Raw genomic sequence first — 16,790 nt, forward strand, 5'->3', positions numbered from 1 at the left:
AGATGGATGCAGTATTATTATCGGTTAATTTAATTTGGGTGATGCTTGGCACTATTTTAGTATTCTTTATGCACGCTGGTTTTGCTATGGTCGAGGCTGGATTTACCCGCTCAAAAAATGCCGTCAATATCATCATGAAGAATTTCCTAACGATTTCCCTTGGTGGCATTGTCTATTTTTTATGTGGTTACGCCATTATGTTCGGCGACACAGTAGGTGGTATTTTCGGCACTAGCGGTTTTGCTTTAAAAGGAGTAGATGATCTTTCCTTCTTTATCTTCCAAACAATGTTTGCTGCAACTGGAGCAACGATTTTGTCTGGCGCTGTCGCAGAACGTACTAATATTTTTGCTTATATCGGCGTCATTATACTTATGTCTTTAGTTGTTTATCCTGTTGTTGGTCACTGGGTTTGGAGTGGGCAAGGCTGGTTAACAGATCTAGGCTTTGTTGATTTTGCCGGCTCTACAGTTGTTCACTTAACGGGGGCTGTCGCAGCATTTGTCGCAGCTGTTATGGTTGGACCTCGACTTGGTAAATATGAAAATGGTCGAGTAAATGTAATTACAGGACACAGTATCCCATTAGGAGCTTTAGGCGTATTTTTACTTTGGTTTGGTTGGTTTGGCTTTAATGGAGCTTCAACGTTAGCTGCCGATCCTGAACTTGTTCCTAGTGTTATTTCCAATACATTCTTTGCAGCAGCTGCTGGTGTAGTTGCTACCGCTTTCTATACGAAATTCCGTTACGGTCATATTGATGGCTCCCTTACATTAAACGGTGCATTAGCCGGGCTTGTAGGGATTACGGCTGGTGCTGCGAATGTCAGTATCATGGGCTCCCTCATCATCGGCTTAATCGCCGCGCCATTACTTGTAGAAGGTGTACGTTTCCTTGAATGGAAGCTAAAAGTAGATGATCCTGTTGGAGCGATTGCGGTTCATGGTATTTGTGGTATTTGGGGAACATTGGCAGTTGGTTTATTTGACATTGGTGGTCAAGGTTTATTGTATGGCGGTGGTTTTGGTCTACTAGGGATTCAAGCAATCGGTGTCATCGCAACAGTTGCCTGGGTTAGCGTATCTGTGTCAGCAGGCTTATTGATTATCAAAGCATTTATCCCATTACGTGTAACAGCTGAAGAAGAGATTGCTGGTTTAGATGTAATGGAACATGGCGCTCCTGCTTACGAATTCCAAGACATTTTCAAAAGCTCTGCTGTACGAGGAGAAACCTTTGCTCATCGCTTAACACATTTCGGTAAATCACAAAGCAATGTCCAAGAAGAACAACATGTATAGCTAGTGGAAAATCTGCTCCTGTATCTCTAGATGATGGGGCAGATTTTTCTTTTTTAGTTAGGTAATTATTTCCAATTCTTTCGCTCAAAACGCTCTTCCCATTGCTCAAACCACCCTTCATCAACCTTCACTTAATTTAAACTTGCTCTAACTCAAGTAAAAACTGTTTCATAGCGAGGCCACTTCGGAAGCCTGTTAATTGACCATTTTTGCCAATGACTCGATGGCATGGAATAATCGCTAGTATTGGATTTGCACCAATTGCAGTCCCTACAGCTCTAACTGCTTTCGGATTACCAATGCGTTGTGCGATATTACCATAGGATGTTGTTGTACCATAAGGCAATTCTTTTAGGGCATCCCAAACGGCTAATTGAAAAGGTGTTCCCTTTACATGGACAGGTAGGTCAAACTCAGTAAGCTCCTTGTTAAAATAAGCAGTTAACTGAGCCTTATATGGCTGTAATTTTTCTGGATTTTCTTCAAAGCCATACCCTTTAAAAGGTTTTTTAGCCCACTCTTCTACTTCCTCAAATGATGCATTTGGTGTTCCTATATAGACAATACCTTTATCTGAAGCCACTAGATACATATCCCCTTGTGTATACGTTAATGTATCGACATACAATATTTGCATTTCCAAATCCCCTACTTTCTACTATTTAAACTGCATCTTCCAGTCATTTCATGCTACAGTTATTTTACCGACTATAACAAAGGAGTTTCAATAAATGAATACGTTATATGAGCCTGCCATTCACTTTCAACAAGTTCATTTTTCAGTAAATGACAAAATGATATTAAAGTCAATTACTGGGTCATTTCCAAAAGGGCAAATTACGACTCTTGTTGGTCCTTCTGGTGCTGGTAAAACAACGCTACTTAAATTATGTAATGGTCTTCTGTCACCAACAAACGGGCATATACTCGTTGAAAATCAGCCTATTTCTACATATGAGCCCACCGCTTTAAGGAGACATGTTGGTATTGCTTTACAGGCAGCTCCGATGATAGCAGGTACAGTGCTAGATAATCTCGCCCTTCCCCGTACACTACAGGGGCAAAAACTCTCGCAGCAGGAGGCTGTCCAATATTTAGAGGATGTTGGATTAAACGAAAGCTTCTTACACCAATCAACAAGTGAATTGTCTGGTGGACAACGTCAAAAGGTATCCATTGCACGAACCCTGATCAATCAATCCTCTATTTTATTATTAGATGAAATTACATCTGCGCTGGATCGTCAATCCGTACAAGAAATTGAAAAATTGATTGCTACTATTAACAAAAAATACAATGTCACGATAATTTGGATTACACATAATTTGCAACAAGCATTGACAATTGGTCACTATACATGGGTTATGATGGATGGTGAGTTAATTGAAACTGGTAAAAGTGCTTTACTTGAAGCCCCAACGAATCCACGTGTTGCAGCGTTTGTTCAGGGGGTTAATCAATGACATTTACAGCCTTATCCTTAACCCTAATCTTTGTCTGTATTCCTCTCATATTATCTAAAACATTAAAGTTGGATCTTGAAAAAGATACGCTCATTGCAACGTTACGTTCCATTGTTCAATTGCTTGCTGTCGGCTATATTTTAAAATTTGTTTTTGACGCCAATAGTTATGGTTATATACTTCTCATGGTAGCGCTAATGATTGTCGTCGCAACATTAAATGCACGAAAAAAAGGGGTGGGTATTAAAGGAATTACTTGGAAAATAGCACTGACACTTGTCGTCATAGAAATTGTTACACAAGGTGTCTTGCTAGGATTTCATATTGTTCCAGCTACTGCCCAGTATATCATTCCGATTAGTGGGATGTTAATTGGCAATTCGATGGTGCTGTCCATTTTATTTTTAAATCGTTTTACAGCTGAAATTAGTAGCCATAAAGATCAAATGGAATTAATTTTATCGCTAGGTGGCACGCCAAAACAAGCCGTTCATCGCCAACTGATCAATGCCGTAAAAGCTAGTATGATTCCTACGATAGAAAGCCAAAAAACAATCGGTTTAGTACAGCTACCAGGTATGATGAGTGGGCAAATTATTGGTGGGGCTGACCCTATCCATGCTGTCCAATTTCAACTTTTAATCATCTTTGCGCTCTTAACAACAGCAACATTATCCAGCATCATGATTGGTTTTTTAAGTTATCCTGTGCTATTTAATGAACGTATGCAAATACTTGATATGAAATAATTGTTAAGCTGAAATGAATATAGTTTAAAACATTTATGTTATACTAAAAAGAAAATGCAGTTAGGAGAATGACCATGTTATTACGCGATTTTTTCATCCAGTTATCTGAAAACCAACTATTAAATAGTGCTGCAAAGAAATATGGCCTAAAATTAGGAGCACAGAGTGTAGTAGCTGGTACAAATATTGAAGAAACAATTGCAAGCATCAAAGAACTAAATGCACATAATATTTCTTGTACGGTAGACAACCTAGGTGAATTTGTTTCAAGTAAAGAAGAAGCAACGGCTGCAAAAGAAAAAATCCTTACTGTAATCGAAGCCATCCATGAGAACGGTGTTGCTGCACATATTTCATTAAAACCATCTCAATTAGGTTTAGACATTGATGTTGATTTTTGTTATGACAACCTGTATGAAATAGTAGAAAAAGCCGCTTCTTATGATATATTTGTTAACTTTGATATGGAAGACTACGGCCGTCTTCAAACATCCTTTGATATGGTAGAAGAGTTATCTAAAACATTTAATAATGTTGGTACAGTTATTCAATCCTACTTTTACCGTGCAAAAGACGATATCGAAAAATTCAAGGACTACCGTTTACGTATTGTAAAAGGTGCTTATAAAGAGCCTGTAGAAGTCGCCTATCAAGATAAATTAGATATTGATTTAAACTTTATTGAGTTGATTGAATATCACTTGCTACACGGCAAATTTACGTCAATTGCAACACATGATCATAATATCATCGCACACGTAAAACGCTTTGTTGCAGATCATAATATTCCACTTGATAAATTTGAATTCCAAATGCTATACGGTTTCCGCACTGATATGCAAAAAGAGCTTGCAAAAGAAGGCTATAACTTCTGTGTGTACGTTCCATTCGGTGAAGATTGGTACGGCTACTTTATGCGCCGTTTAGCTGAGCGTCCTCAAAACCTTAACCTTGTAACAAAACAAGTGTTTACGAAAAAAACGAATACTGTTCTTGCTGTAGCAGCAGGTGCATTCGTTCTTGGACGTATAACAAAACGCAAAAAGTAAAAAAACGAACCTTATCGCGCTCATGCGATAAGGTTCTCTTTATTTGTTCCATCCTTTTTCTTTAAAGCGTGCAATGGCCTCAATACGATTACCAACATTTAGTTTTTCTAAAATGGTTGAAATATAATTACGTACCGTTCCAGCAGATAAAAATAGCTCTGCCGCAATTTCCTTTGTCGTCTTGCCCTCTGCCACAAGTGTCAGCACCTGGCTTTCACGCTCTGTTAAAGGATTTTCACTATCATCCTCATAGACAAAATCAACAAGCTCTGGTGCATAAATACGTTTACCGTCCATTATTGTACGAATCCCACTTACTAATTCCTCAATAGGGCTATCCTTTAATAAATAGCCTCTTACGCTCGCTTTCCTAGCACGCTCGAAATAACCTGGTCTGGCAAATGTAGTTAAAATAATGACCTTACAATCTGAGCCAATACTATGCATTTCTTCTGCTGCGTCTAGTCCCGTTTTCACTGGCATTTCAATATCCATAATACAAATATCAGGCTGATGCTCTGCCACCAGCGTCAATGCTTCCTCACCATTTTTTGCTAAGCCGACGACCTCCATATCCTCTTCCATACTAAGTAAAGAGCGAAGAGCCCCTAATAGCATCCCCTGATCTTCAGCGATCACAATTCGTATCATGTCACAAGCCTCTTTTCTATTCTATATGTTCTTCAGATTTTCTTTGACATTTTGATGCGTAATAGCCACTGGTATAGTTACCGTTAATGTAGTACCCTCAACACTTTCAATCTTAAAGGACCCATTAATAAACTCTAAGCGTTCCCGCATTCCCTTCAATCCGTTCCCCGTTTTCCATGCTTGTTTTTTCGTAATACCTTGTCCGTTATCCCGAACGATTAAGTAAACTTCCTTAAAGTTTTGATGGAAAGCAATTTCACATTTTGTTGCTCCACTATGTTTGACAACATTATTAACCGCCTCTTTTAGGCACATGCATAAAACATTTTCGACAAGTGGCGGAACTTGCAATGCATTTTTATCTCCTTCAAAAACAAACTCCATTTCTGCTGCCTTTAGTATTTGAGAAATACGCATTAGCTCATCCTCAAATTTTGCCGTCCGCATGTCTGACACCAATTCACGAACCTCTTTTAAGGCAATGCTTGCCGTCTGGCGTATATCCTTAATCTCAATCAAAGCCTGCTGTGGATCACGTTCAATCAACCTAGAAGCTAGATCACTTTTTAAGCCAATCATGGACAATTTTTGCCCCAAAGTATCATGCAAATCACGAGCAATTCGTTGTCGTTCCTCAAAAACAATTAACTCGGCAATACGTTCATTAGCTGTTTCTAACTGCCCCTCTAAGTTTTCACGTTTATTTTTGGAATAAATCGTTAATGGTAAAAGAACAACAGCTAGAATGGTTAGCACAACAAAAGGTAGCTGCGATAAAAATAAGTGAAGCTCCACAAAGAAGCCGACACCGGTAGATATAACTGTAAACCCAATATGTAGACCGTACATAATATAAAAGCCGACAGGTCTTCGTATGTTGCCAATAAAAAATGCTGTGAAAATAGATAGATACACATAGCCATATAAGATGGTCATGACAATATTGATGGCCATTTCAAAGCTGATCCACATATAAACTAAACCGCTTTTCGAATTCATGGAAAATCGATAGAAAATAAAATAAAGCATTAAAAACGTAATGCCAATCGAGATTTCGATATAAGATGATTTCCTAAAAATGAAGAAAAACGGTAGGAAACAAAAAATAATCCATAAATATACACTGAGCATTGGACTATTCGGAATAATACTATGCCATTTCCTCAACATAATCTCACGCTCTTTCCTACTTTTCCCTTATTATAACAAGAAAATTTAATTTATGCCTGCACACGCTTTAGACAAAACCCATCCTTTTACATAAAACAGCCATCTCGTTTGCAGAGATGGCTGTTTTCAACTAAGCGGCAATACTGCCTCTTGCTTTGCGTTTTATGATTTCATTTACTTCTTTAAACGATACAAATTTGCCTTGATCTTCATCATATAACTTGTAACGTAATGATTCTAAACTTGTACGTAACGTAATCGTTGTTGCCATGTGTAAAGGCGGCGTTTCATTATGTGCTTTTTCAAGATTATAGTTAGGTACTCGAGGAGCTAAGTGATGGACATGGTGGAAACCAATATTCCCTGTAACCCATTGTAAAATCTTTGGCAATTTATAATACGAGCTACCTTCCACTGCGGCTTTAACATAATCCCATTCTGATTCATGTTCAAAATAAGAATCTTCATATGTGTGCTGAATATAAAACAGCCAAATTCCTAAAGAACCAGCAATAAATAAGGTAACGCCTTGGACTAATAAAAATGCTTGCCAGCCCATGAAGAAAATTAAAGCAGCACAAATTCCGACCATAACGATATTCGTTAAAATTGTGTTCAAGCGTTCTTTCTTTCTTGCATCCTTACGATTAAAACGATTTAAGATAAGCACCATATATAATGGTCCTAACCCAAACATAACGAATGGGTTACGATAAAAGCGATACCATAATCGTTGTCCCTTTGAAGCTTGCATATATTCTTCCACTGTCATCATATCAATATCACCAATACCACGCTTGTCTAGGTTTGAGCTTGTTGCATGGTGAATTGTATGTTCACGTTTCCATTTTTCATATGGGAATGATGTTAGCACTCCAGTAAAAAATCCAACCCAGTCGTTTGCCTTTTTACTTTTGAAAAATGATCCGTGTGTGCAATCGTGAAAAATAATAAAAGTTCGTACGACAAACCCCGCTGAAATGGCACTTAAGCCAACTGTTAGCCAAGGTGAAACATCTACTAATAAGTAACCAGCCACCCACAATGCAATTAACGGTACAAGTGTATTTATCATTTGAAAAACACTTTTACCCGTATTAGATTTAGCAAATGGCGCTACATCTTGGCGTAACTTTTTTGTTTTTTCTTTAATAGTTGCCATCCTTTACTCCCTCGTTTCTTTTTTTCTTATGACCTCATCATAAAACAAGAGTACAAGTCAGTAACAGACGCAAACATCATAAAAAGGATATGACATTTGTCATATCCTTTTTATGATGTTGGTCCATTCAAATGCAACTGATAGAACACAAGGTCTAGCCATTGTTCAAATTTATAGCCTGCATTTTTAATTGTACCTGCATATTCAAAACCTAATTTTTCATGTACTTTAATGCTAGCAATGTTTTCTCCATCAATGCCAGCAACGAGTGTTTTGACACCCCGCTCCTCTGCAATCGCTATAAGCTTATGCATGAGCTTCGTTGCAATTCCCTTTTGATAATGCTCATTATGCACGTAGACGGAATGCTCCATTGTATATTGATAACCAGGGTAAGGACGGAATTGACTATAAGTAGCAAAGCCAGCAACAATCCCATTTTCCACAAATACAAGCAGTGGATTGCCGAATGCTTGCTGCTCCTTATACCATCGCATTTTTTCATCTAAAGTTTGTATATCATATCGGTAGACAGCCTTACTTGTTAAAATAATATCATTATAGATGTCTAAAACCTCAGGTATATCTTTTTCTTCCATGAATCGAATCATCCTGCTCACTTCCTTAATGAAATTGTCCTCACACTCTTCAATGATTCAATGGAATGGATATAGATAGTCAATTCATTGACTATCTATATCCTCCTATTTTACGCCTTAAACATTGAAGTAGCGAGCATCGGGATGAGCAAAAACAATCGCTGAAACAGATGCTTCAGGCTCCATCATAAAACCTTCTGTAAGGTGAACGCCAATATCCTCAGGCTTTAATAAGCCGAATAGTTTTTCCTGATCCTCCAAGTTAGGACACGCAGGATAACCGAAAGAAAAACGTTGCCCTTGATATTTAGCTGCAAAACGATCTCTCATTGTAAAATCAGTGGCATCTGGGAAGCCCCATTGGTCACGTATTTCTTGATGCATACGTTCAGCAAAGCCCTCTGCTAATTCTAGTGCAGTCGATTGCAGTGCATGGCTTTCAAGGAATTTGCCAGCCTCTTTTAACTGACGAGCTGTTGCCATAACCCCTTGCCCTGCTGTTACCACCATGAGCGCAATATAATCCATTTCTCCACTCTCTACCGTTTTTAAGAAATCGGCAAGACATAAAAATGGTTCTACTTGCTGGCGCGGGAAAGTAAAACGTTCAATTTCTGTTTTACTATCGGCAGGATCATAAACAACGACATCATCCCCATCCGCTTGAGCAGGGAAAAATTGATATAAACCTGAAGGCTTTAATAAATCACTTTTTAAATAATCATCTACTAAATCCTTTAGTTCTGTTGCTCGTGAATCACCGGCATCTAGCAATTGCTGAACCTGCCCTTTCAAGCCTAAATGATGTCCCAGCAATGTACGCATATTGACGTATGGATATAAATGCGATACTGCATAGTCTTTCTTCACATGACGACGTAAATCAGCTGGTAAAAATACTGACGCTCCCTTTACAGTACGTACTGGCTTTATTGTTATCTCTTTAGCTGGACGTGCAGCTCTTTTTACATCTGCCTCTAGACGTTTTTGACGAGATTCCTGGATTTCAGCTAAGAAATTCGCACGCGTTTCCTTACCCATTAATAGATTTGCTTGCTCTAATCCCTGCATAGCATCCTTTGAATAAATAACTGGACCATTGTATTCATCTGCAATTTTTGTTTCTGTAAAGCGTCGAGAAAGTGCAGCTCCACCAACTAAAATCGGTACATCAATGCCAGCCTCTTTGAAATCCTGAGCAGTAATGACCATCTGTTGCGCTGATTTTACCAGTAAGCCTGATAGCCCGATAAAATCTGGTTTTTCCTTGCGAATCGCTTCAATCAATTGTGCTGGTGTTACTTTAATGCCTAAATCGACAACCTTATAGCCATTATTACTTAAAATAATATCAACAAGGTTTTTCCCAATATCGTGCACATCTCCTTTAACGGTAGCCAAAACCATTTTCCCTTTTCCAGCACTCTCTTCATCCTTTTCCATGAATTGCTCTAAATGGGCAACAGCAGCCTTCATCACGCCTGCTGATTGTAAAACCTCCGCTACAATGAGTTGGTTATCATTAAACAATCGACCTACCTCAGCCATACCAGCCATTAAAGGACCATTAATAATATCAAGTGGCGCCTCAAAGATTTCGCGTGCAGCATCTAAATCCTCAATCAGCCCTTCTTTTGTACCTTCTAAAATATAATAAGCTAAACGACCTTCAACCGTTTTTGGTATATCCGCTTCGGTTTTTTCTTTCTTTTTATCACGATAAAAGTCTGTGAATACTGCTAATGTTTCATCATTCGTATTAAACAGTAAGTCATTTGCAAGTTTAATTTCTGCCTCTGGAATGGATGCATAACGTTCTAGTTTCTCTGTATTGACAATGGCATAATCTAAGCCGGCCTGTGTACAATGATAAAGATACACAGCATTCAGTACTTCACGGCCAACTGGTGGTAAGCCAAATGAAATATTACTTACACCCAGTACAGTTAATGTCTGTGGCATCTTTTCTTTGATTAGTCGAATTCCTTCAATTGTTTCTAGAGCCGATCCAATATACTGCTCATCACCAGTCCCTACAGGGAACATCAACGGGTCGAAAATGATATCCTCCGGTGCAAGTCCCCATTTTTCAGTTAATAATTTATAGGAACGTTCGGCAATTTCAAGCTTGCGATGACGATCAACGGCCATTCCTATTTCATCAATGGTTCCAACTACCAATGAGGCTCCATACTTCTTTACGAGTGGCATTACTGCATCAAATCGTTCTTCACCATCTTCTAGATTTATAGAGTTAATGATGGCTTTTCCTTGAGAAAATTTTAATGCTTCCTCAATGACCTTTTCATCTGTCGAGTCGATTACAAGAGGAACCTTAACCTTTTTCACAACCTCCTGCATAAAACCACGCATATCAGCTAATTCATCACGATCAGGGTTGGCTAAACAAATATCAATAACGTGTGCACCATTTTTTACTTGCGCACGTGCAATTTCTGCAGCTTCTTCAAACTTCCCATCAATGATTAAATTCTTAAATTTACGAGAGCCTATAACATTCGTTCTTTCACCAATAAATAATGGACGCATAGAATCGTCATACAATAATGGTTCGATTCCTGATACCGCATGACCATGTGTTTTCTCTGGTATTTGGCGTGGTTTTTCATCTTTTAAAACCTCACGGATAGCTGTGATATGAGCTGGAGTCGTCCCACAACATCCACCTACAATATTAAGCCAGCCCTTTTCTGCAAAGCCTTTTAATTTTTGTGATAAAGATTCTGGTGATTCATGATAGCAACCTTCTTCATCCGGCAAGCCTGCATTCGGATAACAGCTAATATAGCCTGTGGAAAGCTCTGCTAATGAACGAATATGATCCGTCATAAACTCTGGTCCAGTCGCACAGTTTAAGCCAACGGATAGTGGTTTAATATGTTCAATAGAAATATAAAAAGCATCAATCGTTTGCCCTGCGAGTGTTGTACCCATCGGTTCAATTGTTCCTGAAATCATGACGGGTAGTTCTTTGCCAGTTGCCGCGAAAGCACGTGCTACACCTAGAGTACCTGCTTTTACGTTTAACATATCCTGACTAGTTTCTAGTAAAAGGACGTCTGCTCCTGCCTCAATTAACGCCTTCGCCTGTACATAAAAGTTTTCCTCTAGCTCATCAAATGTAATACCGCCAGTTACGGATAATGTTTTTGTTGTTGGACCCATTGCGCCAGCAACAAAGCGTGGCCAATCTGATGTTGAAAAGTTATCCACTGCTTGACGAGCAATTTCGACGGCACGTTTATTAATTTCTTCCGCTTTTGCGCCAAGATCATATTCATTTAACACAAGAGGTGTCCCGCCAAAAGTATTCGTACAAATAATATCTGCGCCTGCCTCTAAATATTTATGGTGAATTTCCTTAATTACATCAGGTCTAGTAAGCACAAGATTTTCATTACAGCCATCAAGCTCCTCCCCGCCAAAATCCTCAGCGGATAAGTTTTCGTTTTGTAGCATTGTTCCCATTGCGCCATCAAGAATTAAAATACGTTTCTCTAGTTGCTTTTCAATCAAGTGCTTAGCCATGTATACTTACCCCTTTTTTCTGTTCATCCAATTGCTCAATATATTTCATCAACTCTAATGTCACATCATAACGTAAAAATGGAGTGATAAGGTAAATGCCATTGAAATACTGTGCAGCCACCTCAACTAATTCCTTCGCAATGGCAATCCCCTCAAATGTTGCACGTTCTTTATCTTCACCACAGGCCTTCATTCTTGCTAAGGCATCTTCAGATAATTTTATGCCTGGCACCTCATGATGTAAGAATTCAGCACTTTTATAACTTGTAACGGGCATAATACCAATATAAATAGGTGCTTGCAAATGCTTGGTTGCCTCATAAATTTCCACAATTTTTTCCTTCGTATATACTGGCTGTGAAATAAAGTAGTCTGCTCCATACTCAATTTTCTTCTCTAAGCGTGCCACAGCACGATCTAATACACGGACATTTGGATTAAATGCAGCAGCTACTGAAAAATTTGCTTTTTTACGAAGTGGTTTACCTGAGAAGGAAATGCCTTGATTTAACTGCTTAATTAATTGGATCAGCTCCATTGATGAGACATCATAAACACTTGTGGCACCTGGGAAGTCCCCAACTTTTGTTGGATCACCAGTAACAGCTAACACATCATGAATTCCTAATGCATTTAACCCCATTAAATGTGATTGCAGACCGATTAAATTACGATCTCGGCATGTAATATGTGTTAGAGGACGTACACCATTAGTACTCTTCAACAATGCACCCATAGCAATATTGCTAATACGTGGAGAAGCCAGAGAATTGTCTGCCATCATGACGACATCTGCTCCTGCATCATACAATTGTTTTGCCCCTTCCAGAAAACCATCAATTTCCAGATGTCTAGGTGTATCTAGCTCTACAATGACAGAGCGTTCGCGCTTTACTTTTTCATGAAGAGGTTCATACTTCGTTGGCTCTGCTTCACGAACAATTTGAATCTTCTCGGGTTTGGCATACTTTTCATGAACTGGTGATAACTCTTCTAAATACTTCTTCGCTGCTGCTATATGCTTCGGTGTCGTACCACAACAGCCCCCAATTAAGCGTACCCCTTGATCACGTAATTCTACAGCCGCTCGACCAAAATATTCAGCTTCTGACTCATAAACGACACGTCCATCTTCTAAGTCAAGGAGTGAAGCATTCGGATAAGCCGACATAAATGCCTTATCAGGAAGTTCTACACCTTCAAACGCCTGAATAGTATGGTGTGGACCTAGACGACAATTGACACCCACAATATCCGCACCAAGTTTTTCTAGCTCATGCAGGGCGTTATTTAAAGACATACCGTTTTGTAAAACACCAGGTTCGTGCATGGAAACTTGCGCAATAATCGGTAATTTTGTCTTTGTCCGTAGCATCTTTAAGGTAGCTGTTAATTCTTCAAAATCATAATAGGTTTCGAGTAAAAGGCCGTCTGGATTCCCAGCAAGTAAAACACTCGCTTGCTCCTCAATAGTTGCTAAGATTTCATCTAACGTTGCATCACTTTTACGAATACCACGAATACCACCAATTGTCCCTAAGACAAACTGACCTCCATCTGCCGCAGCTCGCTTTGCGATTGTAATCGCTGCTTCATTAAATTGTTGGACACGCGATTCTAATCCATAGCGAGCTAATTTAATGGCATTTGCACCATACGTATTCGTTTGGATGATATCAGCACCAGCTGCAATATATTCTCTATGAATCTTTTCAATTAACTCAGGTTTCTGTACATTCATTTCCTCATGACAATACTCCAAACCATAGCCATAAAGTACTGTGCCTATTGCGCCATCTGCCGTCAATACATGCGTTTTTAACCTTTCAAGCAATCTCATTAAACTAGCCTCTCTTCCTATATCTCTGTATAATAAAAAGCCTTCTTTTATAAAAAAAAGAAGGCTTTAATGACTCATCATTGTTTTTTCCTTCTCATCTTCGACTCAATGGTCTTCTGGATTTAGCACCTGACAAAAAAGTTGGTTGCTGAAGCTTCAATGGGCCAGTCCCTCTGCTTCTCTTGATAAGAATGTAGTATGAATTTTTTAAATAATTAAAAGAATCATATCGTTTACTGACGAATGAGTCAAGACTATTTCACATAACAAAGATATTTTTCACTTAAAAGCTTAGAAATTGGCTAGTTCCTTTGCAAGCTCCTCACCGATTTTTTTCCCATTTTGAATACAAGCACCAATCCCTACCCCAAAGTATGAACAACCTGCGATGGATAGATTAGGATAGTTTTCTTGTAATTCTTGAACTAAACCTTGTAATGCTTCACGGTGAGCTAGATCATATTTTGGCATTTGATCAATCCATTTTGTGACATTAATAACTGTTGGCTGTTCCTCTATTCCTAGGCTCTTGCGCACATCCTCTAAAGCAACCGCTGCTAATTCTTCGTCAGACATGGCACGGAGTTGCTCATATGCTGGATTGATGCTTTTATAAAAGAGTCGCACAAGTAATTTATGATCTCTTGATGTATGCCTCCATTTACGACTTGTCCAAGTTGCAGCATTACATGTAACGTCAGAATTATGTGAGACAATATAGCCCGTTCCATCTGCTGGCAATCTAGAGTCTGGTACATCAAAACCTAAATAGATCGTAATTGCTGAAGCTGTCGTAAATTGGTCAAAATAACGGTTTAATGATTCATCCTGTAGTAGGCCTTGAACAGCCTCATTCGGCAGTGCTAAAACGACATAATCTGTCTCGATGCTTTCACCATTAGCTAAGGCAATTGAATAGTGGTTTTCTTGCTTTTGAACATTGACAGTTGCGACACCCTTGATGATCTCTACATCAGTTAATGTTTGTTCGAGACGATCAATTAGAGAAGATAAACCGTTTTTGAACGATATAAACTTTTTATTGGCTGCTTTAGCAAATTGCTCACGATTCGCATCAAAGCCTTTTATGATACTTCCATACTCGTTCTTATAGTCAATCAAGTACGGTAAAGTAGAGGCAATCGAAAGCTGGTGTAAATCCCCTGAATAAACACCTGCAAGAACGGGTGCAATTTGATTTTTCACAAGCTCTTCCCCTAAATAATAGGTTAAAAACTCTCCAATTGAACTTTCCTTTGTGAAGTCTTTGTTTGGTAAAGTCAAATCTTTTAATGCATCTTGTTTACCTTGCTCTGTAATCAATGTGCTTTGCTCCAAGGATGCCAAACTCATTGGTATTCCAAAAGTAGAATCTGCCGGAATGGCATGTAATTCATTATTCGTATAAATATAGGAAATACCTGTTTCGTTGTAAACTAGATTCTCCTCAAAATCAAGCTCCTGTACAAGCTCCATAACACCTTTATGACGAGCTACAATCGAGTCAGCACCTGTTTCCATAATAAAACCTTGCTCATGTGTTGAATATAATTTGCCCCCTAAATATGTATTTTTTTCTACAAGCACTAGACGCACATCTACATTATTTTCCTTCACTTGACGTTGTAAATAATGCATTGTGCATAATCCTGTAATACCGCCACCTAATACAACAACTGTTTTCATAGTAACCGCCCCTATTTTTAGTTCTTCCTACAGTATAAACTTATTTTCATTGAAAATTACGTTAAACCCTTTACAAATTTAGCAAAAATAGAGCTACCTCATCTGTGAGATAGCTCTAGCTTAATCATATGGAATTTCCATTTCAAGATTTACAAAAATACACATATTTATAGGTACTATAGTGTTTAATATGTCTAAAAAATACGGAAACATAAACGTTAATTTAGTAGTCTATCCTTTTAGATTTTGGGAAAAGCTTGCTAAGTTTTCTGCTGAATTCGTTACTTCTGTAAATGATGTCCCTAACTCGTTTAATATCCCGACGATTGCTTGTATTTTCGTTGCCATACAGTCGTTTTGATCCTTTGCTTCTGTCATGGCTCCCAATATGCTTGTAAATTGACCTTCAGTTTGTAACATGTTTTCCTCACCTGACGCCACTTCATCTTGAATATTTGCCAGAGAATGCTCTAATTTCTCTGTCCGTTCACTCGTTTTTTTCAATAACAATGCCACCGAAGTAACCGAATCCTTCGTTTGAATAGATAATTTACGCACCTCATCAGCCACTACACTAAAGCCTTTGCCCGCTTCTCCAGCACGCGCCGCTTCAATTGCAGCATTCAATGCCAACAGATTGGTTTGATTAGCAATATTAGTAACAACATTCATGATTGTCTCCATTTCCCTAGACATATCCGATAATTGTTCAATATTTTCTTCTATATCATGAAGTGAATGAATAATATTAAGCATATTTTGTGATTGATTTTTTAAACGTTCACGACCTTCAAGTGCTTGATTTTCAGCCAGTGTTGAGACATCAAGTGATTTTTTAGCCAATTGTTTAATTTCGTCAGATTGCTTGCTTAAGCAGCAAAATGAATTATTTGTTTCCTGAGAAATTGTGGCAAGTGCTTCGGAAGAATCAACAATTTGTCGTTCAATAGCTTCTTTCTCATGCATCATTTTTTCTTTCATTTGTTCTACAGTGTTTTCAAAAGCCTCCAAAACCAGCTGCTGCTCGAAATTACAAATTTTCGATATGGCCCTGATCGTATTAAATTGATCTTGGGGGTGCTCTATATTTTTTTCGACTAAATCAATAAATGATATGGATAAATCTTGGAATGCGCAAATATACCATTGGGTTCTAAGCCCAATATGAACATGTACCTTTGCAATTTTTACTCGTCTTTGGTAATACACCTCATCAATGGTTCCGTTAAACATTTCAATAATATGCTGCCGTAGTGTTACTTTAAGTCTGTCTACAGAACTATGATGACTTATAATATCTACCAAATGATGCTCTGTTCCTATCATGTTGTAAAAACGGTTTACGATGTGATCTACATTGTCCATAACATATGGCTGGAAAGCTTTTAAATATTGTAAGTCTTGCTTCGTTAGATTCAGCATTTCAATTTGTTTCACCATTGATTGGCGAGTAGACAAATCCATTTTTACTGTATATTGCTGTAAATCCAATACCTTCGTCTTTCTCTGTTTTTGAAAAATCACACATCTTCCCTCTTTCATTCCGTTTACTTTCAGCAGGCTGAGAAACA

The 16,790-nt window shown here is 38.4% G+C and carries 13 protein-coding genes and 1 riboswitch; of the genes, 4 read left to right on the forward strand and 9 right to left on the reverse strand.

The genetic code is table 11. The features are described from left to right. Positions 1-2: 2 nt before the first annotated feature. Positions 3-1,301, forward strand: a complete 1,299-nt coding sequence (locus tag MHI22_RS13240; RefSeq protein ID WP_058845197.1) for an ammonium transporter — start codon at positions 3-5, stop codon at positions 1,299-1,301. Between the two features lie 136 nt (positions 1,302-1,437). Here the strand turns inward: MHI22_RS13240 and MHI22_RS13245 are convergent, their stop codons facing one another. Then, entirely contained in the window at positions 1,438-1,938 is a 501-nt protein-coding gene (locus MHI22_RS13245; RefSeq protein ID WP_271911049.1) for a methylated-DNA--[protein]-cysteine S-methyltransferase, read from the reverse strand. Positions 1,939-2,032: 94 nt separating this feature from the next. Here MHI22_RS13245 and MHI22_RS13250 point away from each other — a divergent pair, with 94 nt between their 5' ends. From MHI22_RS13250 to MHI22_RS13260, 3 genes are all read left to right on the forward strand, one after another. Continuing rightward, on the forward strand, positions 2,033-2,764 hold the full coding sequence (locus MHI22_RS13250) for an ABC transporter ATP-binding protein (RefSeq protein ID WP_058845199.1): 732 nt from the start codon (positions 2,033-2,035) through the stop codon (positions 2,762-2,764). Next, complete coding sequence (locus tag MHI22_RS13255; RefSeq protein ID WP_340812188.1) at positions 2,761-3,513, forward strand: ABC transporter permease; 753 nt, start codon at positions 2,761-2,763, stop codon at positions 3,511-3,513. The genes MHI22_RS13250 and MHI22_RS13255 overlap by 4 nt, the downstream gene beginning before the upstream one ends. 74 nt (positions 3,514-3,587) lie before the next feature. Next, positions 3,588-4,562 carry a proline dehydrogenase family protein gene (locus tag MHI22_RS13260; RefSeq protein ID WP_036124585.1) on the forward strand — a complete coding sequence of 325 codons (975 nt, stop codon included), beginning with the start codon at positions 3,588-3,590 and terminating at the stop codon, positions 4,560-4,562. A 39-nt stretch (positions 4,563-4,601) separates the two neighbouring features. Here the strand turns inward: MHI22_RS13260 and MHI22_RS13265 are convergent, their stop codons facing one another. The 8 genes from MHI22_RS13265 to MHI22_RS13300 all read right to left on the reverse strand — a co-directional run bounded on the left by MHI22_RS13265 (position 4,602) and on the right by MHI22_RS13300 (position 16,743). Further along, on the reverse strand, positions 4,602-5,213 hold the full coding sequence (locus tag MHI22_RS13265) for a response regulator transcription factor (RefSeq protein ID WP_036124587.1): 612 nt from the start codon (positions 5,211-5,213) through the stop codon (positions 4,602-4,604). A 21-nt stretch (positions 5,214-5,234) separates the two neighbouring features. Continuing rightward, the gene (locus MHI22_RS13270; RefSeq protein ID WP_419185187.1) at positions 5,235-6,383 is read right to left on the reverse strand and encodes a sensor histidine kinase; all 1,149 of its coding nucleotides are present in this window, start codon (positions 6,381-6,383) and stop codon (positions 5,235-5,237) included. A gap of 130 nt (positions 6,384-6,513) precedes the next feature. Next, complete coding sequence (locus tag MHI22_RS13275) at positions 6,514-7,545, reverse strand: fatty acid desaturase (protein ID WP_036124589.1); 1,032 nt, start codon at positions 7,543-7,545, stop codon at positions 6,514-6,516. 110 nt (positions 7,546-7,655) lie between these two features. Next, positions 7,656-8,156 carry a GNAT family N-acetyltransferase gene (locus MHI22_RS13280; protein WP_340812190.1) on the reverse strand — a complete coding sequence of 167 codons (501 nt, stop codon included), beginning with the start codon at positions 8,154-8,156 and terminating at the stop codon, positions 7,656-7,658. A 105-nt stretch (positions 8,157-8,261) separates the two neighbouring features. After that, positions 8,262-11,693: a methionine synthase gene (gene metH, locus MHI22_RS13285; protein WP_058843594.1), complete on the reverse strand. Its 3,432-nt coding sequence runs from the start codon at positions 11,691-11,693 to the stop codon at positions 8,262-8,264. Next, the gene (locus tag MHI22_RS13290) at positions 11,686-13,533 is read right to left on the reverse strand and encodes a bifunctional homocysteine S-methyltransferase/methylenetetrahydrofolate reductase (protein WP_036124596.1); all 1,848 of its coding nucleotides are present in this window, start codon (positions 13,531-13,533) and stop codon (positions 11,686-11,688) included. The genes metH and MHI22_RS13290 overlap by 8 nt, the downstream gene beginning before the upstream one ends. A 91-nt stretch (positions 13,534-13,624) precedes the next feature. Next, a riboswitch (SAM riboswitch) is annotated at positions 13,625-13,725 on the reverse strand. Positions 13,726-13,824: 99 nt separating this feature from the next. Then, positions 13,825-15,219: a protoporphyrinogen oxidase gene (locus MHI22_RS13295; protein ID WP_058843593.1), complete on the reverse strand. Its 1,395-nt coding sequence runs from the start codon at positions 15,217-15,219 to the stop codon at positions 13,825-13,827. Between the two features lie 231 nt (positions 15,220-15,450). Beyond that, positions 15,451-16,743 carry a globin-coupled sensor protein gene (locus MHI22_RS13300; protein ID WP_036124600.1) on the reverse strand — a complete coding sequence of 431 codons (1,293 nt, stop codon included), beginning with the start codon at positions 16,741-16,743 and terminating at the stop codon, positions 15,451-15,453. Positions 16,744-16,790 lie beyond the last annotated feature (47 nt).

It is taken from the genome of Lysinibacillus sp. FSL L8-0312, from assembly GCF_038003285.1.
GTDB classification, from domain to species: domain Bacteria; phylum Bacillota; class Bacilli; order Bacillales_A; family Planococcaceae; genus Lysinibacillus; species Lysinibacillus fusiformis_D.